Annotated in this window: 19 protein-coding genes; 16 read left to right on the forward strand and 3 right to left on the reverse strand. The window is 45.2% G+C overall.

The features are described 5' to 3' along the window. Positions 1-20: 20 nt before the first annotated feature. From IE039_RS04705 to IE039_RS04715, 3 genes are all read left to right on the forward strand, one after another. On the forward strand, positions 21-890 hold the full coding sequence (locus tag IE039_RS04705; RefSeq protein WP_010003617.1) for a S1C family serine protease: 870 nt from the start codon (positions 21-23) through the stop codon (positions 888-890). A 168-nt stretch (positions 891-1058) separates the two neighbouring features. Next, positions 1059-2399 (forward strand): L-fucose:H+ symporter permease, encoded by a 1341-nt coding sequence (fucP, locus tag IE039_RS04710; RefSeq protein WP_189428811.1) that lies wholly within the window; start codon positions 1059-1061, stop codon positions 2397-2399. A gap of 11 nt (positions 2400-2410) precedes the next feature. Beyond that, positions 2411-2803, forward strand: a complete 393-nt coding sequence (locus tag IE039_RS04715; protein WP_189428812.1) for a VOC family protein — start codon at positions 2411-2413, stop codon at positions 2801-2803. A 35-nt stretch (positions 2804-2838) separates the two neighbouring features. Here IE039_RS04715 and IE039_RS04720 read toward each other — a convergent pair whose 3' ends face one another. Next, complete coding sequence (locus tag IE039_RS04720; RefSeq protein WP_029509510.1) at positions 2839-3168, reverse strand: thioredoxin family protein; 330 nt, start codon at positions 3166-3168, stop codon at positions 2839-2841. Between the two features lie 519 nt (positions 3169-3687). Between IE039_RS04720 and IE039_RS04725 the strand changes: the two genes are divergently transcribed. The 11 genes from IE039_RS04725 (at position 3688) to IE039_RS04775 (ending at position 15407) form a co-directional block, all read left to right on the forward strand. Further along, positions 3688-4569 carry a homoserine O-acetyltransferase/O-succinyltransferase family protein gene (locus IE039_RS04725; RefSeq protein WP_189428824.1) on the forward strand — a complete coding sequence of 294 codons (882 nt, stop codon included), beginning with the start codon at positions 3688-3690 and terminating at the stop codon, positions 4567-4569. Between the two features lie 20 nt (positions 4570-4589). Continuing rightward, positions 4590-5702 carry a trans-sulfuration enzyme family protein gene (locus tag IE039_RS04730; RefSeq protein ID WP_010004006.1) on the forward strand — a complete coding sequence of 371 codons (1113 nt, stop codon included), beginning with the start codon at positions 4590-4592 and terminating at the stop codon, positions 5700-5702. Next, on the forward strand, positions 5695-6840 hold the full coding sequence (locus IE039_RS04735; RefSeq protein ID WP_189428813.1) for a trans-sulfuration enzyme family protein: 1146 nt from the start codon (positions 5695-5697) through the stop codon (positions 6838-6840). Before IE039_RS04730 ends, IE039_RS04735 begins: the two co-directional genes overlap by 8 nt. Before the next feature lie 14 nt (positions 6841-6854). Then, positions 6855-7982, forward strand: coding sequence for a vitamin B12 independent methionine synthase (locus tag IE039_RS04740; protein ID WP_095652971.1), 1128 nt, complete (start codon positions 6855-6857; stop codon positions 7980-7982). Positions 7983-8015: 33 nt separating this feature from the next. Beyond that, positions 8016-8870: a MetQ/NlpA family ABC transporter substrate-binding protein gene (locus tag IE039_RS04745; protein WP_147000976.1), complete on the forward strand. Its 855-nt coding sequence runs from the start codon at positions 8016-8018 to the stop codon at positions 8868-8870. Next, entirely contained in the window at positions 8870-9346 is a 477-nt protein-coding gene (locus IE039_RS04750; RefSeq protein WP_010003169.1) for an S-ribosylhomocysteine lyase, read from the forward strand. Before IE039_RS04745 ends, IE039_RS04750 begins: the two co-directional genes overlap by 1 nt. Before the next feature lie 187 nt (positions 9347-9533). Further along, entirely contained in the window at positions 9534-10667 is a 1134-nt protein-coding gene (locus IE039_RS04755; protein ID WP_189428814.1) for a 5-methyltetrahydropteroyltriglutamate--homocysteine S-methyltransferase, read from the forward strand. A gap of 123 nt (positions 10668-10790) precedes the next feature. Next, on the forward strand, positions 10791-12395 hold the full coding sequence (locus IE039_RS04760; RefSeq protein ID WP_189428815.1) for a peptide ABC transporter substrate-binding protein: 1605 nt from the start codon (positions 10791-10793) through the stop codon (positions 12393-12395). 18 nt (positions 12396-12413) lie between these two features. Further along, positions 12414-13127, forward strand: coding sequence for a gamma-glutamyl-gamma-aminobutyrate hydrolase family protein (locus tag IE039_RS04765; RefSeq protein ID WP_189428816.1), 714 nt, complete (start codon positions 12414-12416; stop codon positions 13125-13127). Between the two features lie 201 nt (positions 13128-13328). Beyond that, positions 13329-15173, forward strand: a complete 1845-nt coding sequence (gene kimA / locus IE039_RS04770) for a potassium transporter KimA (RefSeq protein WP_189428817.1) — start codon at positions 13329-13331, stop codon at positions 15171-15173. 60 nt (positions 15174-15233) lie between these two features. Further along, positions 15234-15407, forward strand: a complete 174-nt coding sequence (locus IE039_RS04775; protein ID WP_167604545.1) for a hypothetical protein — start codon at positions 15234-15236, stop codon at positions 15405-15407. 45 nt (positions 15408-15452) lie between these two features. On the opposite strand, the gene IE039_RS04780 is transcribed toward IE039_RS04775, so the two are convergent. Both IE039_RS04780 and IE039_RS04785 read right to left on the reverse strand, forming a co-directional pair. Continuing rightward, positions 15453-16184: a type 1 glutamine amidotransferase gene (locus IE039_RS04780; protein WP_189428818.1), complete on the reverse strand. Its 732-nt coding sequence runs from the start codon at positions 16182-16184 to the stop codon at positions 15453-15455. Then, positions 16184-17542 carry a Mur ligase family protein gene (locus IE039_RS04785; RefSeq protein WP_189428819.1) on the reverse strand — a complete coding sequence of 453 codons (1359 nt, stop codon included), beginning with the start codon at positions 17540-17542 and terminating at the stop codon, positions 16184-16186. The genes IE039_RS04780 and IE039_RS04785 overlap by 1 nt, the downstream gene beginning before the upstream one ends. Positions 17543-17766: 224 nt before the next feature. Here IE039_RS04785 and IE039_RS04790 point away from each other — a divergent pair, with 224 nt between their 5' ends. Both IE039_RS04790 and prfA read left to right on the forward strand, forming a co-directional pair. Further along, on the forward strand, positions 17767-18372 hold the full coding sequence (locus IE039_RS04790) for a thymidine kinase (RefSeq protein ID WP_189428825.1): 606 nt from the start codon (positions 17767-17769) through the stop codon (positions 18370-18372). Positions 18373-18472: 100 nt separating this feature from the next. Further along, positions 18473-19546 carry a peptide chain release factor 1 gene (gene prfA, locus IE039_RS04795; protein WP_010003908.1) on the forward strand — a complete coding sequence of 358 codons (1074 nt, stop codon included), beginning with the start codon at positions 18473-18475 and terminating at the stop codon, positions 19544-19546. The last annotated feature ends 1 nt before the right edge of the window (position 19547 follow it).

Raw genomic sequence — 19547 nt, forward strand, 5'->3', positions numbered from 1 at the left:
ATTAAAATGGAGGGCACGTGATGAAACATTCTCTTATAATAGTTGCGGCAGTTGCTGCCGTAGTTGGTGGTGGCGTCGTTTATTCTGGCACACAACCAAATTCTTGGTTCCAGCGCCAACCTGAAACCAAAAAAGTGGTAAATATTGCCGGGCAAGCGTCGATTGCTTCGACCGCCTATGTGAGCCAAGATGCGGCCATTTCGGCCTATAACAAAGTAAAAAATGCGGTGGTCACCGTGCAAAACTTGCAAAAGAATGCGGCCCAAACCCCAGATGGTTTTGCGGGGTTGTTTGGTCAATCAGGGCGTCAAAAGCAAGCCGATAATGGCCAAGTTGAAACTGCCTCAGAAGGCTCTGGGGTCGTCTATAAGATTGCGGATGGGTATGTCTATATCATCACCAACAATCATGTGGTGGCGAATTCGGATGCCCTACAAGTGATTACGGCAAATGGCGACAAGGTGAAAGCGACCATTGTCGGGACGAATGAACAAAAGGATTTGGCCCTTATTAAGGCCAAAACAGACCTGATTAAAACGGCGGCGAGCTTTGCACCAAGCAGTAAGCTTCAATCAGGTGAACAGGTCTTAGCGATTGGATCACCGTTGGGGTCTGAATATGCGACTTCAATGACGAGTGGCATTATTTCATCACCACAGCGGCAACTAACGGCAGAAGAGACAGGATCGAGTGATGAAACGGTCATCCAAACCGATGCTGCCATTAATCCAGGTAACTCTGGCGGCCCGTTGATTAACTTATCAGGGCAAGTCGTTGGGATTAATTCATCAAAAATTGCTGCTGCAACTGATGGTACTAACGTTGAAGGGATGGGATTTGCCATTCCATCAGACGTTGTTGAAGCCTTTATTCAGCAAACAGAAAAGTAAAAGAGTCACCAATTTGGTGGCTCTTTTTATTGTGTGCTAAATGATTGTGCATCACAAAACAATCATTTAATTTATGAAAGGGCTTTCAATAATAACAGAAGTGTGCTATTCTCAGTTTCTGAAAACGCTTACAGGAAAATCATAAATTGCAGCCAGAGGAGAACAGGCATGATTAATTCAGTTGGGGGTGTTGCTAAAAAGCACAAGGATTTTGGTCAGTTGGCTGATGGGTATCTTAAAAAGACACCGATTTTCCAATTTATCATTGTATCGTTGATGTTTCCGCTGTGGGGAACAGCGGCGAGTTTAAATGATATTTTAATTACGCAGTTTAAAACAGTTTTTGCTTTAAATGATGCGGCAACTGCCTTTGTGCAGTCAGCGTTTTACGGCGGGTATTTTCTAGTCGCTATTCCTGCCAGTTTTGTTATTCGCAAGGTCTCTTATAAAGTGACCATTATGACGGGGTTGGTCGCTTATATCTTAGGGGCTGGTTTATTTTTCCCAGCATCGCGAGTGGCGACCTATTCGATGTTCCTTGTGGCTATTTTTGCCATCGCCATTGGGTTATCCTTCTTAGAAACAGCCAGTGACACCTACAGTATGATGATGGGACCCAAGAAATATGCCAATTTGCGTTTAAATATTTCACAAATCTTGAATCCGGTGGGCAGTGTTGCTGGGATTTTGTTGGGCAAGTATTTGATTTTTGGTTCGGTGGGGAACCTGTCTGAAAAAATGGCCAGCTTGCATGGCGCAGAACGGCTGGCTTACGGCGAAAGCATGTTACAATTAACCCTCCAACCTTACAAATATATTTTGGCCGTCTTAGTTGTGATGTTGCTCATCTTAGCTGTGACGAAGATGCCAAGTGCCAAGCCAATTGTGACGGGGACACAGATGGCTAAAGTGAGTTTTCGTCAGTCAATTGCCTATTTGAGACAGAACAATCGCTTCAAAAAGGGTGTATTGGCACAATTCATTTATGTGGGGATGCAGACGGCTGTTTGGTCATTTACCATCCGGCTGGCTTTGGATGTGAATCATCATATTACAGATGCCGCGGCCTCAAACTTCATGATCTATTCGTATGTGGTCTTCTTTTTGGGGAAGGTTGTGGCGACTTGGCTCTTTAAACAATTGAAAGCAACCCAAGTTTTGACGGCTTACTCAGTACTTGGCACCTTGGCGTTGTTGCTCGCAACATTTGCGCCAGGCATGATTGCTGTGTATGCGGCCGTTGGGGCGAGCTTTTTCTTTGGCCCACAATGGCCAACGATTTACGCGCACACCTTAGATCATGTAACAGATAAGCGTTACACTGAAACAGCAGGTGACATTTTGGTTATGGCCATTGTGGGCGGTGCCGTTATCCCGGCTGTTCAAGGCCTCGTGTCTGATGCGGTGGGATCGATGCAATTGTCGTTCCTGGTGCCAACGATTGCGTTTGCACTGGTGAGTTATTATTTTGCAACAGAAGTTAAACAAGCTATGGCGACAGGACGTTAAAGGAGAAAATAATGGCGATTCAAGATTATGTGACCGGTGTGCAACACGTCGGCATTCCAACCAAAGACTTAGCAGCAACCATTGCTTTTTACGAAGCACTTGGTTTTGAACAAACTGGCTTATTCCCTAACGGTAATAGTCGTTGTGCCTTTCTAAAATTAGGCAACCTTGTGATTGAAACTTGGGAAGGTGAGCCCGTTGGGCATGCCGGTGCGATTAACCATGTCTCATTAGATGCGACGGATATTGAAAAAGCATTTGCAGCGGCCAAGGCAGCTGGTTTTGAATTGATTGATCATGACATTCAAAGTATTCCGATTTTCTGGCAGCATGGAATTCGCTACTTTAATATCTTAGGTCCGAACCAAGAAATTATTGAATTCTGTGAAATTTTAGCCCAATAAAAAAGGACCCTGTGATAAAAACAGGGTCCTTTTGATTAGGCTTGTGTACTTTGATACCAGTCGAGCACTTGTTGTGGTGTCAAGCGTTCACCGTGACCAATACGTGACACTTCTTGACCATCTTCAAACAAAACAAAAGATGGGATACCACGCATATTGTACTTAGTTGCAACCGCTAGATTTTCGTCACGGTCGGCATCGAACCAGTTAGCAGTTTGGCTAATGGTATCCTTAATGTCTTGTACAAATGGCTTGATAGCGCGGCAATCACCACACCAATCTGCTGACAAAAACATCACATTGCGACCAGGCTTGTTAATATTTTCTTCAACGACAGCATCTGAATGATGAGTAGGTTCGTACATATTTTAAGGCTCCTAATTGATTTTGAAGTCAGTATACCATAAAAATTTTGCGACGTTAAATACTTTGCTTAGTTCACCATCATGACTATAAAATGAGAAGATTAAAAAATAAATGACAAATAAGTGTTGACAACTCACAGAATAAAAGTTATAGTTAATGACAATATAAACGGTGAAGAGATAAGTACAACATGGCATTTTACCCAGAGAGTCGACGGTTGGTGTAAGTCGATAAAATAACTGTTGGAAAATGGTCTTGGAGTGATTACAGAGACGAGCAAGCGGACACCCATCTGTGTGGCGCGGTAAGTTGAAGTCGGTGGTGCTCGTTAACGCACAACTTATAACCCGAAAGATCTCACAGATGTTCTCGACGAGATGTGGTGGGCGTACGTTTGAGGTGTGGGTGCGAGAGCCCTACATAAACACTGGGTGGTAACACGTTATTTTTGCGTCCCGTAGTCTAATTTTAGACTACGGGATTTTTTTGTTTTCACATGATGTTAAAAGGAGTGAATGATGAGTGTCATATTACAAAATGGCTTATTACGACATGATCAATTGGTCATTGGCCCATATCGTGTCCTGCAGCCAACGGTTAGCATTTTATTGGTGAATCTCATGCCAAATCGCCGGCAAACGGAAGAACAGTTTGCCCAACTCTTGGCCCAATTACCGATCAATGTGCGGGTGACGTTTGCCGTACCCGCCACGCATATCATTCGCCATGACCGTGAGCTGATTGAAAAAAATTATGTAACGTTAGCCGACATTTGGCATCAACAATTTGATGGATTAATCGTGACAGGTGCACCAGTTGACCGCGAAAAAGTGACGGCTATTGACTACTGGACCGAGTTTCAACAATTACTGGTATGGCGGCAAACCCATGTGAGAGAAAGCCTACTGACTTGCTGGGCAGCCTATGGGGCCGGCTATGTCGAACGCAACTTCCCTGTGCGTCATGTTGACGACAAAATCTTTGGTGTCTACCACAACCAACCAACACTTGGTCAAGGGCATCCGCTATTAGCGCAAATGACCGACTTGGCGATGCCGCATTCACGGTATTTTACCATTCCAAATCGCGCCGTTGCCCAACGATTAAAGGTGGCTGGCGATGATCGCGTCGGCGCATTCATTTTACGCGATGATACGAAACGGACGACTTATGTGACGGGGCATTTAGAGTATGCGACGCACACGTTACATGATGAATTTTTACGCGACCAGCATTCAGGGCAGGCCATGTTACCACCAGAAAATTATTATCACGCGGGCGAACCGGTGAATTCATGGTCAGCATCTGCTGTGCAGTTTTTCAAAAATTGGGGCCATTTGCTGGTCAGTCAAGCTCAGCGACCGGCGGTCGTTGATATTATCCCAGCAGTACAAGCATAAGTGATTTTAGAGGAGTAACGATGACAACGACGATTGATACATTACTCGCCCAAGGGGGCAACGGGACAGACGATGCGCAAACAGGTGCAGTGGTTACGCCACTTTACTTTTCCACGGCCTATCGCCATCCAGGGTTAGGCGAGTCTACGGGTTTTGACTATGCGCGCTTAAGCACGCCAACGCGACAAGTGTTAGAAGAACAGCTGGCGCGCTTAGAACACGCCGCGCAAGGTTTTGCGACCAGTTCGGGGATGGCCGCCATTGATTTGGTGTTTGCGACTTTGTTAAAAACGGGCGATCATTTTTTAACCAGTGATGATTTATATGGTGGGACTTTCCGTTACTTTGATGATTTAGTGGTTCAAAGTGGGGTGAGCTATACCGCGTGTCGTGATTTAGATGACTTTCTGAAACAAATTCGACCCGAAACCAAGCTCATCTGGCTGGAGACACCTTCTAATCCAACCATGAAAATTACCGATATTCAAGCACTAAGTACGGCAGTTAAAGCTATCCGACCAGATATTATCATTGCGGTGGACAACACCTTTTTAACCCCGATTTTTCGACAGCCTTTAACACTTGGCGCTGATGTGGTCGTTCATTCTGCGACGAAGTACTTGGGCGGTCACAACGATATTTTGGCCGGTGCGGTTGTGACGAATCAAGCCGCGCTGGCCGAACAATTAGCCGCCAGTTTGGTGACCCGCGGTCAGGTATTAGATCCTTTCAGTGCATGGTTATTGTTACGTAGCTTAAAAACGTTGCATTTACGCATGGCGCGACATCATGAAAATGGTCAGTTCCTGGCGGATGCCTTACAGACAGTACCAGGCGTGGCCAAAGTCTTATATGCTGGCGTGGGTGGCATGGTGAGTTTTTATTTGGCAGATGGGTATGATGTCGATCGCTTTTTGAAAGGGTTAACAATTGGGTCGTTTGCAGAAAGCCTCGGTGGCCCAGAAACATTGATTACCATCCCCGCAGTGCAAACCCATCATGATATGAGCCAAGCCCAGCGGGATGCATTAGGAATATCAAATCAGTTGGTGCGTCTCAGTGCCGGATTGGAAGACAAAACAGATTTGTTACATGATTTGGTGCAAGCGATTAAAGGAGCAAAGCATGAGTGATTGGACAGATTTAATTCAAGCCACAACAGCACACGACCCGTTGTCTGGGGCGATTAATACCCCGATTCAGCTCAGTTCGACGTTCCATCAAGCGTCATTTGATACGTTTGGGCATTTTGATTATGCGCGTTCAGGTAATCCGACGCGTGAAGTTGGTGAAGCCGCCATTGCCAAATTGGAACACGGCACGCAAGGCTTTTTATTCAGTACGGGGATGGCCGCCATCAGCAGTGTGTTGTTCACCTTGTCAGCAGGGGATCATCTTGTTGTCAGCAAGCATGTTTATGGCGGGACGTTTCGTGTCTTAGAAGACATTTTGCCCCGCTGGGGAATTACGCATACTTTCGTTGATTTTAGCGATGTCGCTGCTGTGACCGCAGCGATCACACCAGCCACCAAGGCACTATACATTGAGACGCCGTCCAACCCAGTATTGCAAATCACAGATATTGCGGCCATTGTCGCTGTGGCAAAACAACATGGGTTGCTGACGATTGCTGATAACACGTTCATGTCGCCATTTTTCCAAAAACCTTTGGACTTAGGCGTGGATATCGTGGTGCATTCAGCAACCAAGTTTCTCGCCGGACATTCTGATATTTTGGCGGGTGCCGTTGTGGTCAAGGACAAGCAGTTGGCCGAGCGGATTTACTTTATTCAAAACGCGGTTGGCGCGACATTAGGTGTGTTAGATACTTGGCTATTATTGCGCGGGATTAAAACGCTTGGGGTGCGGATGGCGCAATCTAGCCAATCGGCATTGCAACTGGCGCAACACTTAGCCCAACATCCAAGCGTTACGCGTGTACTGTATCCAGGACTGGCGACTCATCCAGGCCATACCATTCATACCAGCCAAGCCACCAGTGGGGGCGCGGTGTTGAGTTTTGATGTTGGCAGTCAAGACAACGCCAGAAAAGTGGTCACAGCCTTAAAAATTCCGGTGTTTTCCGTTAGTTTAGGCGCTGTGGAAAGTATTGTAAGTTATCCACCAAAGATGAGCCACGCCGAATTGAATCAAGCGGAACTATCAGCCAGTGGGATTACACCAGGGTTGTTGCGGTTTTCCGTGGGACTAGAAGATGTGACGGATCTCATAGCTGATCTCGACCACGCATTAGCACAAATTGAAGCATAAAGAGGAGAAAAAAGATGACAACAGCTCGGAAATTACAGTACCATTTTGATCAAGTCGGGTCTTACTTGCGGCCAGACGCGTTGAAAACAGCTCGCGAGCAATACGCCAAGGGTGAAATCACGCAAGCAGCACTTTTGCAGGTGCAGCACGCCGCGATTAAAGATTTAGTCGACGCACAAGTAGCAGCCGGTTTGTCGGCAGTGACAGATGGTGAATTTAACCGATCATGGTGGCATTTAGACTTTCTGGGACAACTCGGTGGGTTTGAATTTTATGATCAGGAAGAATCGTATAAATTTCATGGTGAAAAAACACGTTCGACAAATATTCGCTTAACTGGTCCAGTGCATGCGAATTTGAATCATCCATTTTTTGATGATTTCAAATACCTCCAATCGATTGTACCTGAAGGTGTGGAACCGAAAGTCACGATTCCGTCACCAAGTCTCATCATTAATCGCGATCAACGCTCAGATGGCTGGGCGGATTACTATCCAACGTGGCAAGCGTTTTTGGACGATTTGGCACAAGCCTATCATGATACGCTCCAACATTTCTATGATTTGGGAGCACGTTACATACAATTGGATGATACAACTTGGGCTTACCTCATTGCCCAATTGAATGCCAATGCAGATGATCCGGCTGCACGGGCGCCGTTTGAGCAAACTGCCCAAGATGATGTCTATGTCATTAATCAAGCATTGGCCGGCTTACCAGACGACTTGAAGCTATCCACCCATATTTGCCGTGGTAACTTTAAGTCGACCTATTTGTTTGAAGGGGGTTATGAACCCGTTGCCAAATATTTGGGCCAGTTAAATTACGATGCATTTTTCCTCGAATATGACAATGAACGTTCCGGTGACTTTGGGCCGTTGGCAGATATTTATAATGGGCGACCAAATGTTGAAATTGTGTTGGGCTTATTCACCTCTAAATCAGCAGATTTAGAAGCCGTTGACGATGTCGTCGCTCGGATTAATGAAGCAGCGCAATACGTGCCCAAAGCGCAACTTGCCTTATCAACACAATGTGGTTTTTCGTCAACCGAAGAAGGCAATATCTTAACGATTCCAGATCAGTGGCGTAAGTTAGCGTTGATTAAAACGATTGCCGATCAAGAACTGGCGACTGTTTAAGGGGAATTTTAACAAGCGTGTATAGGAGATGTGATGCGTAAAAAAACTTGGATTGGGCTTATTTTAGCGAGTATACTGGTCGTAGGGATCACTTGGGCAACCGTTAAGCAGCGACCAACCAATGTCATAACGGTGGGATCGGTGACCAGCGATGCCGATATTTGGCGCCATTTAGCGCAGAGCAAGCAGGCGAAACAATTACATCTTAAGATTCAAGTGAAAGAATTTACAGATGGGCAAGCTTTGAATGTGGCCACGGCACAAGGTCAAGTTGATGTGAATGCTTTCCAAAGTTATGGCTACTTTGACGCATTTAACAAAGCCAGTAAAGTGGGGAAGCTAGCGAATCTGGGTACGACATATCTTGAACCGATGGGGATTTATTCGAGTCATTATCATGCACTCAAAGACTTGCCAGATGGGGCAACGATTGCCATTGCCAAAGATTTGGCAGATGAAGCACGTGGGTTAAAGCTCTTGGCTGATAATGGCTTATTGACACTGGCGCCTGATTTTGGCGCGTTAGATGGCTTAGAAAAAATCACCAGTAACCCCAAGCATTTTAAGTTTCAAGAAATTGATGACACCACTGGCGGCCGTGTTGTTAAAGATCCGAAAATTGCGGCCGTCCTGATGTCTAATTCTATTTCACAAGCCAGCGGCTTGAATGTGTTAAAAGATGCGCTGGCTTATGAACATGTCAACGGCCATACGCGGGCGAATATCAACATTTTAGCCACCGCTACAAAAAACCAAAACAATGCAACTTATCGGAAGCTGTTAACGCTTTATCATGACAAAGCCTCGCAAGCCTATATTGCTGCTAAGTATCATGGCACCAAAACCGAAGTGAACAAACCAATTAGTTATTTTAAAGGAGAAAAATAATGTCAGAAACAGTTGTTGAAAGTTTTACGCTTGATCACACCAAGGTCAAAGCCCCTTACGTGCGCGTGATTGAAACCCAAGCTGGCCCACAAGGTGGTCAAATTACGAATTATGATTTACGGCTCACCCAGCCAAACGAAACGGCGATTGAAACCGGTGGTTTGCACACACTAGAACACCTCTTTGCTGGACTCGTACGTTATGAAATTGATGGGATTATTGACATCTCACCATTTGGCTGCCGGACAGGGTTTCATGTCATTTCTTGGGTAGATTATGATGCCGAAACCTTGGCTAAAGTCTTTAAAAAGGTCCTAGAAAAGATTGTCAGTGATGACGTGACAGAGGTGCCGGCAGCTGAAATTCAAAGTTGTGGGAACTTTAAGGATCATAGTCTACATTCTGCCAAAGCTTGGGCAGCGATTATTCTTGAGCAAGGCATTTCAAGTGATGCCTTTGAACGACAAGTCGTGTAATGTTAGCGACCAACATGGCAAATTAGAGGAGTAGACGATGCCGGTACACCCGCAGAAAGTTTATTATTTGCATATCAATAAAATCGCCACGGCTGTGTTTTTGACGGGTAGCGGGGCGGTGGATAGTGTCATGTGATCGTGTTTTGTGACGTTACTAAATAATCACGAGACAAGAGGAGTCTAACACATGACACAAACACAACAAAAAATTGGTTTTCAACACGTCGGGTCGTTTTTACGGCCTGATGCACTGAAACAAGCGCGGGCAGCATTTGCCAACGGCCAGGTAACGGCTGACGAATTAACCACAACTGAAGACGCGGCGATCACCACTTTGGTGGCCCAACAAGTGACGGCCGGTTTGGATGTCGTCACAGACGGTGAATTCCGGCGCTCATATTGGCATCTGGATAACTTTTGGGGATTTGAAGGCGTTGAACGGTTTAAATTTGGCGAAGGGTATCAATTTGCCCATGAAGAAACGCGAGACGATTCGGCCCACCTCACCGGTCCGCTGGGTTTTGATGCGACAGCGCATCCGCTTATTCGTGAATTTAAGTTTCTCAAAACTATCGCTGATCGTTATGGTGTCGCTGCTAAAGTGACGCTCCCGTCGCCAGCGCAATTCTTTGCGGAATTAGTGCGTGGCCGAAATGCGGAACGTGTCCACCGGTTTTATACCAATGATGCTGACTTTCATGCGGCCATTCAGCGGGTATATCATGACGAAATTTTGGGACTTTATGATGCCGGTGCGCGCACCATTCAACTCGATGACTGTACTTGGGGGATGCTCGTGGATCCACATTTCGGCGTGCTGATGGCTGGTAACGGCGTTAGTGTGGCCGAGTTAAAGACACTTTATTTAACCTTTAATAATGGGGCATTAGCCGATTTACCGGATGATTTGGTGATTAATACGCATGTTTGTCGTGGGAACTATCATTCTGACTGGGCGGCGAGTGGTGGCTATGATCTGGTGGCTGATGAACTTTTAGGTCAGGAAAATGTGGCGAGCTACTTTTTAGAGTATGATTCTGACCGCGCAGGTGGTTTTGCACCCCTAGCCAAGGTTTCTGGTGATAAACGGGTTGTGCTGGGACTCATCACAACGAAAACGGGTGAACTTGAAGATAAACAGGTGATTATTGACCGCATTTATGAGGCGGCGCAGTATTTACCATTAGAGCGCTTGTGGTTATCGACCCAATGTGGCTTTGCGTCAACTGAGGAAGGTAACGTGCTGACAGAAGACCAGCAATGGGCTAAATTAGCGCTTGTGCGCGATATTTTAACGCAAGTCTGGGGCTATAAAGCATAATCATTGCCCGCTGAAACGACTTGCGCTATACTCGAATTATTTATTTGAAGATGATCATTTTTTACCAAACCAGTTCTAATGTTGCGGGTAGCATTGGCTGCAAGTCGTTTATGGGGGAAGTGTATGAAACGAAAAACAATAATCGGTGCGGGGATCGCCGTGTTGCTGGCTGGTGGGGCTGTGTTGTACCAACGGGGTACAGCAAAACCAACCCCAGCAACGCTAAAGGTCACGGTACAAAATCCAATTACGACATTAGATCCAAATTTTGCCGATGACGTTGGGTCCAATTTGGCTGAGGTACAAACACTGCAAGGTTTGTATACGACAGATGCTACGGGCCAAATCATTCCGGGAATGGCCGAAAAGATTGTGCAACCAACAAACAACCACACAGTCTATACGTTGACGTTAAAAAAGAACCAGAAATGGTCTGACGGGACAACGGTGACGGCACAAGATTTTGTGTCTTCGGTGAAACGACAGGTCGACCCAGCGTCTAAATCAACGCGTGCCAATCATTTTAAAGATTTGGCTAACTATGACGCCATTAGGAAACAGGGTGCTAGTATTGATACCTTAGGGATTCAAGCTGTTAACAACCGCACAGTTAAAATCACGCTGTCGCAGCCAGTGCCTTACTTTAATTTTATTTTGGCTAATCAGCTCTATCCGATTAACCCCGCTAAGGTCAAAGCTTACGGGCATAAATATGGCCAAACAGCTGAAACAACGGTTTCTAACGGGCCATACATGATTAAAAAATGGAATCAATCGGCCACAACTTGGGAATATGTGAAGAATCCGTATTATGCGCAGGCCAAAAAAGTCCATTTTAATACGATCAAAACAACCTTGGTGACCGATGCCACTTTGGCCAGCAAACAATTTTTGTCAGGTAATGTTGATGAAGCAGAAATATCTGGTGGTATTTTAACCAATTTGAAGAAACATTATGCTGACGAGATCAAGTCTCAGAAAAAGGGCCGGATGGCCTTCATTGTTTGGAACGCGCAAGATAAAGTAGCTGGGAATACCAATTTCAAACGTGCGGTGAGTTATGCGATTGATCGACGTGTGTTAGCCGATCAAGCTTTAGCTGATGGGTCAACTGCGGCGCAGTCTATTGTGCCAAGTGGCGAAGTTAAGGTGCACGGCCAAGACTTTAATGCGGGATTGGCGTTACCAAATGATAAGACAAAAGCGCAAGACTATTTGAAAAAAGCACAAGCAGAAATCGGCGAGAAAAAGCTGACGTTGACACTCAATACGGCTGATACGGATGCTTATCGCGCTGCCGGGCTTTATTTGAAGCAAAGTATTGAAAGCACATTGCCGGATGTGACCGTTAATCTTAATCGGATGCCGTTAAATGCGGAAATTTCAGCCTTTAACCATCATAATTTTCAAGCTGGCACATTGAGTTGGTCAACTGATTATAATGATCCGATTGATTTCTTAGATACCGCTTATTCAGACGGCGCGATTAATTTTACAAAATGGCATGATGCCCAATATGACGCCTTGATTCAGAAAATTAACCAACAGCCCGAAGCCAATGATGCGCGTTATCAATTAGAGCAGCAAGCGGCTAAATTGAATAATGACTTGAATGGGGTCACACCGCTATATCAAGTAGCCAATGTCCATTTGCAGAAAAAGACGATTAAAAACTTAAATTATCCTGTGATTGGATACCAAAGTTATCAATATGCAACAGAAAAATAACCGACGTAGGAGTTTATTATGAAAAAGATTGGGATTGCTGGGAACCACGCCATTCATCCGAACCCCAAATTTGGGACGAATTATGTGAACTATATTCAAAAAAATTATACCGCTGCCCTGACAGAAGCAGGGGCATTGGTCATGATTTTACCAATTAGTGCCCCAGAACTGGCGGCTGACTATGTGGCAAGTATCGATGCCTTGGTGTTAGCGGGTGGGCAAGATGTGACCCCTGATTATTACGGTGAAGAACCAATCCCAGCTATCGGTGAAATTGATCGCTATCGCGATGCGTTTGAATTTGCCTTATTTGCCGAAGCCGTGCGAGTGGGCAAGCCCGTCCTTGGTATTTGCCGCGGGGCGCAGGTGATCAATGTGGGCCTTGGTGGCACGCTTTATCAAGATTTGGCCACTCAATATGCACAACTTCGCGTGAAGCATGATCAATACCCAACGAAGTGGTCCACGCCAACACATCGCTTGGTTTGGCAACGCGATAATTGGTTAACACCGAGCGTAGCGCCTGATGCGCTAGTGAACTCTTTTCATCATCAAGCAGTGAAAACATTGGCACCATCGCTAACTTTGGATGCGACAAGTTCGGATGGTGTAATTGAAGCCTTTTCAGATGAGACACGGCATATCTATGCTGTGCAATGGCATCCGGAAATGCTCCGTATGACAGACGATGCAGTGCAAGCTGTTTTTGATGCCTTTGTTGCAAAAGTTTAGAAGATCTAATATTTTGCAAGTCGTTAAATTAACGGCTTTTTTTACGCGATGAAATAGCGTAAAATGTGATGAGTAATGTTGCAGCGTTTTTAAAACCTTGCTGGCATTAGCGTGAAACATGAGGTTGATGAACCTGATCGCTCATTGGCTAGTTGTGTTAATTGTTGCCGTTTTGGCACATCACGTTCATTGGAGAAGAACATGTTTCAATACATTAAAAAGATCATCATCGGTAAACCACTCAAAACGTTAGATGAGGGTGGCCAGTCATTGTCGAAAACTAAAGCGTTAGCGCTGCTGTCATCTGATGCCTTATCATCAGTGGCCTATGGGACGGAATCCATTACAGCTGCTTTGGTCGCTGCGGGCGCTGTAGCGCTGTGGTTGCAACTGCCGATTGCGCTATTAGTTTTGATTTTGTTGGCAGCTATTGTCTTGAGTTACCGACAAATTATCCATGCATACCCTTCAGGCGGTGGTGCTTATGCCGTGGCTAGTGAAAATTGGGGGGCGAAAGCGGGATTAGTTGCCGGCGGATCGTTACTAGTTGATTATATGTTAACGGTTGCCGTATCAGCATCGGCGGCATCTGACGCCATCACTGCAGCGATTCCAATGTTAAATCCCTATGTGGTACCGCTCTCGATTTTTGTAGTCGTATTACTGACTGGTATGAATTTGCGTGGTTTGCGGGAAAGTGCGAACTTCCTGATGTTTCCCGTCTACTTTTTTATCATTGTCTTAGCAATCATGATTATCTGGGGTGTGTTTCAGGCAGCCACTGGGCAATTGCCGTATCATGCTGCGGCACGCGTGGGAACCAGTTTTTCCGGTCTATCATTAGTCTTGTTTATGCGTGCCTTTTCAAGTGGGTCGTCATCTTTGACAGGTGTGGAAGCAATTTCTAATGCGGTACCAAACTTTCGGGCACCAAAAGAACGACATGCGGCGACAACGCTCACATTAATGGCACTGATTTTAGCGACATTCTTTGGTGGCATCACGTTTTTGAGTTACTGGTATGGCATTGTGCCCAATAGTCATTCAACAGTTTTGTCCCAAATTGCTGCCAAAACATTTGGTGGGCATAATATGGGCTTTTACATTATTCAATTGGCCACGGCCTTGATCTTAGCTGTAGCAGCCAATACGGGCTTTTCGGCTTTTCCCATGTTGGCGTTGAATTTGGCGCGCGACAAATATCTACCACATCTCTACATGGATAAAGGCGATCGCCTCGGTTATTCTAACGGTATCTTATCACTGGCTTTTGGCGCGACTATTTTGTTGCTGATTTTCCATGGTTCCACAGATGCGTTGATTCCGTTGTATGCGGTCGGTGTGTTTGTACCGTTTACCCTGTCACAGTCGGGGATGATTATTCATTGGTGGCGGCAGAAGCCAACGCGCTGGGTACTGAAAGCCTTGATCAATTTTGTTGGGGCCTTTATCTCAGCGGTATTGGTAGTCACGTTGTTTGCCACACGGATTGAACATGTTTGGCCATATCTTTTGATTATGCCCATTATCATGTACATGTTCCTAAAAATTAAGCATCACTATACGAGCATTGCGCGTCAACTGCGTTTAGCCTATGCGAAAAATTCACATGCTGTGCGGCATCATTATGATGGGGCGACCGTCATTGTCTTGGTATCAAATATTACTAAAGTGACAACTGAAGCGATCGATTATGCGCTATCCATTGGCGATTATGTGGTGGCGATGCACGTGAGTTTTGATGTGAATCCGAAAAAAGAATTGGAAACCTCAACGCAGTTCAAACTGGATTTCCCTGATGTCCGCTATGTGGATATTCATTCGTCTTACCGCTCAATTGTTAAGCCAGCCACTAGTTTCGTGGATGCGGTGGTGAAACAAGCGGAAAAGCGCAATCATTCAGTCACGGTTTTAGTGCCACAATTCGTGCCAAAAAAACCTTGGCAAAATATTTTGCATAACCAGAACTCGTTACGTCTGCGTACGGCGTTTGCCGCACGGACGGATATTTCAGTCTCAACCTATTATTATCACCTATCAGAATAGTGGTAGATAGCGCAACAATAAGGAGTGGCATGTGCTTGAGCTGGCATGCCGATAACAATCATGACACAAGATACGAAGTTAATACTGTTTTTCATTTGGGTCGTCATTGCGATGATGATATCAACGGGTGGTTTAATTCTGATTATGCGTTGGTATCATCGTGAAGTCGATCGGGTAAAAAAACAACAAAAGGCGTCACAAAACACGGAAACGCCCACAACGAAGCAAAAATAAAAACTGCGGCAAACTGATCATCATCAGTTTGCCGCAGTTTTTGTATTAGAAACTTTCAGTTGGGACTGCGTCCAATCGGGCTTGCCAATCAACGTCAGGATATTTACGTTGCAAAGCCGTTGCCAGAACGCGCTTAGCTAAATTACCATTACGTGTAAAGATTGGGCCGTGGAAGTATGAGCCATAAACATTACGATAAATCACACCTTCAGTTTTGTCCATCCCATTATTACCATTACCAGAAATAACAGTACCCAAAGCACGTTCACCTTCGCCGAGGAACGTACGACCTTGGTGGTTTTCAAACCCATGGTATTTTTCACCAGTGTCATTATTTTCAATCACAATGTTACCAGTGAGGCGCTTGCCGGATAATACTGTTAATTGGTCATCATACATATTGGTCGTATAATGATCCATGACGCCAATGCCATCGACACGCGTGCCGTCGGCCATCACCATATAATGACCGAGTAATTGGAAGCCACCACAAACAGCCAGCAGAGGACCATCATTTTCGATGTAGTGTTTGATGGCAGTTGTTTTTGCAGGTAAATCTTCGGCGACAATCGTTTCTTCGTAATCTTGTCCGCCACCAAACAAGACAAAATCAAAGGCTTGGTCATCAAATTCGTCGCCAAGTGAAACCAATTGATAATCAACAGCGACGCCGATTTGCTTGGCATAGTAGGTGAGGGCAATGATGTTCCCATAATCACCGTAAGTGTTCATCAGATTACCATAAAGGTGCGCAACGTTGAGTTGGTATTCGGTCATTAGAAACCTCCTTTAATATAGCCAGCTGCACCAAGTTGTTCACGAAGTTGTAGCATCGCCGTATAAGTCGCTGCAATGTAGACCTTATCGGTTGGTAAGGCTTTGATGGCATCAATCACTTGGGTCAAATCTTCATAGACGGCTTGGTCAGCAAAACCAGCCATCTTCAAACGCACACGAATATCACGATAGCGTTCACCGCCAGTAGCGACGGCCCTGAGCTTGGTGTCATGCAGCTTTTCAAACTCGGCATCCCAAATCCAACTGGTATCAATACCGTCCGCATAATTGGCGTTCAACAGCGCCAATAGTGAGAAATCAGCCGTTTCGGTCCGCATCATATCAATGACAGAATTGGTCCCAACCGGATTTTTAATCAAAACGATTGTGACATCCTTGCCATCAACATGAATGGCTTCTTGACGGCCAAAAATCTGTGCATTTGATTCAAAAGCTGTCTTGATTTGTTCAGGCGTTACACCAAATTCACGACCAACAGCATAAGCAGCTAGGGCATTATAAATATTGTAGAGCCCGCCAATTTCAATGCGAAGCGGTGTCCCGTCAATGCTAAAAGTTGAATAAGTTGGGGTCAATTCGTCAATTTCGGTCACTTGATAGGCCAATGGTGGGCGCTTGAAATCATCGGTGACACTAAAATATTGACCAAGATTGGCGTACGTGATGAAATCATAGTGTAAGACAGAATGATCGGTCGGTGATAAAATCCCATCAGTGTTGATTGGCGCCACTTGTGGTTGGTAATCGGCCGGTTGGATATGATTAAAGCCAAAATATTGGCGCTTGTTTGGGAAATCACCGCGGGTAAAGATTGGTGAATCACCGTTGGCTAATACTGTTGCTTCGGGTGCATGCTGAATGCCAGCGATGATTTTATCATACGTTGTATAGATTTCGCCGTAGCGGTCAAGTTGGTCTCGGAAAATGTTTGTGAGCACAAACATTTTTGGCTTGATTGCTGAGGTGATTTTTTCAACGTTGGCTTCATCGACTTCCAAGACGGCCACGGACTTTTTACCGTTTGGAGAAGGCTCGACTGGTGTCGTCACCAATGTGCCGGTAATCCCTTGAATCATGTTAGAACCGGATGGGTTGGTGATAACTTCATAGCCACCAGCTTGTAAGACGCGCGTGATGAGGGCAGTGGTCAACGTTTTACCGTTTGTACCAGTCACCACCACAAGATCGAAATCCTGTTGGATTGATTTAAGAATATCTGGGTCGATTGCGACCGCGATTTTGCCGGGTAGACTTGTGCCACCACGGTGCATCACGTCATGCAAAAACCAATAGGCGCTTTTAGCAGTCGCGCGTGCAATTGTACTTTTAAGTGTCATAATGTCCCCACTTTCATGATTATCATTTTACCACGCGTAGCCTTGAGATGGGAATTTTTGATGAAATGTTAAAAAAGCTAATCGACCTGTGTTCTGGTGTGAAAAAGCGCCTGTTATCGTTTGGCATTTGTTATAATAGGAAGGAGTGACAAAATAAGTCAGCAAACAAACTTTTCAGGAGGCGACGTGTCATAAACTGAGGCAACTTGGGACACGGGATGATGATGGCACAATTATTTTTTGAATATGGGGCAATGAGTTCAGGTAAATCAATTGAAATCCTGAAAGTTGCGCATAATTACGAATCACAGGGACGTCAAGTGTTGTTAATGACGCCGATTGTGGATACCCGTGCCGGTGTGGGCGTTGTGGCCAGTCGGATTGGTTTGTCGCGCGAAGCTTTAGCGATTAAGCCAACGGATGACTTGTATGACTTAATTAAGGCCAAGAAAAGCGACAACCTTGCCGTGGCCTTGATTGATGAAGCGCAATTTTTAACCGCAGCACAAGTGGATCAATTAGCCAAAGTCGTGGATCATCTCCATATCCCAGTGATGGCATTTGGTTTAAAACAAGATGCCTTTAATCACTTGTTTGAAGGGTCAAAACGACTCATCGAAATGGCTGATAAGTTGGAAGAAATGAAGACGATTTGCTCGTTTTGCGGTAAAAAAGCGACAACGCAATTACGGATTGTTGACGGCAAGCCACAACGTTCTGGGGAACAGCTCTTTATTGGTGGCGATGAAGCTTATATTCCAACCTGCCGTCATCATTGGTACGTGCCCGATTTGGCTAAAATTGCCGAGATGTTTCCTGTGGATAAGTAAAGCCGGAACGCTATTTTTCAACATAAATTATCACAATAACGACAGGGTACAGTAGCTAAGTTAAACAGTTGGTGTACCACTGTGAAGAGGAGAGTGAACGATGGATCCAATTTTTCAATCATTACAAACGGTTGTTGATCGTTATGATGAACTTAACGAACAATTAGCCGACCCAGAAGTGGCGAGTGACGGCCAAAAATATATGGCCTTGTCAAAAGAAGCGGGGGAAATGCGTGAGACGGTTGAAGTCTATACCCGTTACCAACAAGTCATTCAAGAAATTCAAGAAGCAGAAGAATTACTCGATGATGCCGAAATGGCACCATTAGCGAAAGAAGATTTAGCTGACTTAAAGCCAGAAAAAGCGCAATTGAAAGACCAATTGAAAATTTTAATGTTACCGAAAGATCCCAATGATGATAAAAACATTATCATGGAAATTCGTGGGGCTGCTGGTGGGGATGAATCGTCATTATTTGCCGCTGACTTGTTAGACATGTATCGTCGTTACGCCGAAAAGCAACGCTGGACATTGAGTATTATTGATGAATCTACGACTGAAGTTGGCGGTTACAAGGAAGTCGCTGTGATGATTACTGGCGATAATGTGTACTCGAAGTTAAAGTTTGAATCAGGTGCGCACCGTGTGCAGCGTGTCCCATCAACCGAAACGCAAGGGCGTGTCCACACATCAACGGCGACGGTGGGTGTGATGCCTGAATTTGAAGACATCGATTTTGAATTGGCTGAATCTGATTTGGAAGAAGAATTCTTCCGTTCAGGTGGTGCTGGTGGTCAAAACGTCAACAAAGTGTCAACGGCAGTCCGTTTGGTTCACAAGCCAACTGGTATCATGGTGAAAATGCAAGAAGAACGGACGCAAATTAAAAACCGTGATAAGGCGCGCAAGTTGCTGGCCAGTCGTGTGTATGATTTTTACGCGCAACAAAATGAAGCAGCCTATGCCGAACAGCGTAAATCAGCCGTTGGGACTGGAGACCGTTCAGAACGTATCCGGACATACAATTATCCACAAAACCGCGTCACAGATCATCGCATTGGTTTGACATTAAACAAGTTGGATCGTGTGATGAACGGTGAATTAGGGGAAGTCATTGATGCGTTAATCATTGCGGATCAAACAGCTAAGCTCGCTGAACTCAATAACGCCTGAC

This window comes from Leuconostoc lactis KCTC 3528 = DSM 20202 (assembly GCF_014651235.1).
GTDB lineage: Bacteria > Bacillota > Bacilli > Lactobacillales > Lactobacillaceae > Leuconostoc > Leuconostoc lactis.

Excerpts from the sequence above, each read along its gene's own strand:
- IE039_RS04705 (WP_010003617.1), top strand. The coding sequence starts at position 21 with ATGAAACATTCTCTTATAATAGTTGCGGCAGTTGCTGCCGTAGTTGGT.
- fucP (WP_189428811.1), top strand. The coding sequence starts at position 1,059 with ATGATTAATTCAGTTGGGGGTGTTGCTAAAAAGCACAAGGATTTTGGT.
- IE039_RS04715 (WP_189428812.1), top strand. The coding sequence starts at position 2,411 with ATGGCGATTCAAGATTATGTGACCGGTGTGCAACACGTCGGCATTCCA.
- IE039_RS04720 (WP_029509510.1), bottom strand. The coding sequence starts at position 3,168 with ATGTACGAACCTACTCATCATTCAGATGCTGTCGTTGAAGAAAATATT.
- IE039_RS04725 (WP_189428824.1), top strand. The coding sequence starts at position 3,688 with ATGAGTGTCATATTACAAAATGGCTTATTACGACATGATCAATTGGTC.
- IE039_RS04730 (WP_010004006.1), top strand. The coding sequence starts at position 4,590 with ATGACAACGACGATTGATACATTACTCGCCCAAGGGGGCAACGGGACA.
- IE039_RS04735 (WP_189428813.1), top strand. The coding sequence starts at position 5,695 with ATGAGTGATTGGACAGATTTAATTCAAGCCACAACAGCACACGACCCG.
- IE039_RS04740 (WP_095652971.1), top strand. The coding sequence starts at position 6,855 with ATGACAACAGCTCGGAAATTACAGTACCATTTTGATCAAGTCGGGTCT.
- IE039_RS04745 (WP_147000976.1), top strand. The coding sequence starts at position 8,016 with ATGCGTAAAAAAACTTGGATTGGGCTTATTTTAGCGAGTATACTGGTC.
- IE039_RS04750 (WP_010003169.1), top strand. The coding sequence starts at position 8,870 with ATGTCAGAAACAGTTGTTGAAAGTTTTACGCTTGATCACACCAAGGTC.
- IE039_RS04755 (WP_189428814.1), top strand. The coding sequence starts at position 9,534 with ATGACACAAACACAACAAAAAATTGGTTTTCAACACGTCGGGTCGTTT.
- IE039_RS04760 (WP_189428815.1), top strand. The coding sequence starts at position 10,791 with ATGAAACGAAAAACAATAATCGGTGCGGGGATCGCCGTGTTGCTGGCT.
- IE039_RS04765 (WP_189428816.1), top strand. The coding sequence starts at position 12,414 with ATGAAAAAGATTGGGATTGCTGGGAACCACGCCATTCATCCGAACCCC.
- kimA (WP_189428817.1), top strand. The coding sequence starts at position 13,329 with ATGTTTCAATACATTAAAAAGATCATCATCGGTAAACCACTCAAAACG.
- IE039_RS04775 (WP_167604545.1), top strand. The coding sequence starts at position 15,234 with ATGACACAAGATACGAAGTTAATACTGTTTTTCATTTGGGTCGTCATT.
- IE039_RS04780 (WP_189428818.1), bottom strand. The coding sequence starts at position 16,184 with ATGACCGAATACCAACTCAACGTTGCGCACCTTTATGGTAATCTGATG.
- IE039_RS04785 (WP_189428819.1), bottom strand. The coding sequence starts at position 17,542 with ATGACACTTAAAAGTACAATTGCACGCGCGACTGCTAAAAGCGCCTAT.
- IE039_RS04790 (WP_189428825.1), top strand. The coding sequence starts at position 17,767 with ATGGCACAATTATTTTTTGAATATGGGGCAATGAGTTCAGGTAAATCA.
- prfA (WP_010003908.1), top strand. The coding sequence starts at position 18,473 with ATGGATCCAATTTTTCAATCATTACAAACGGTTGTTGATCGTTATGAT.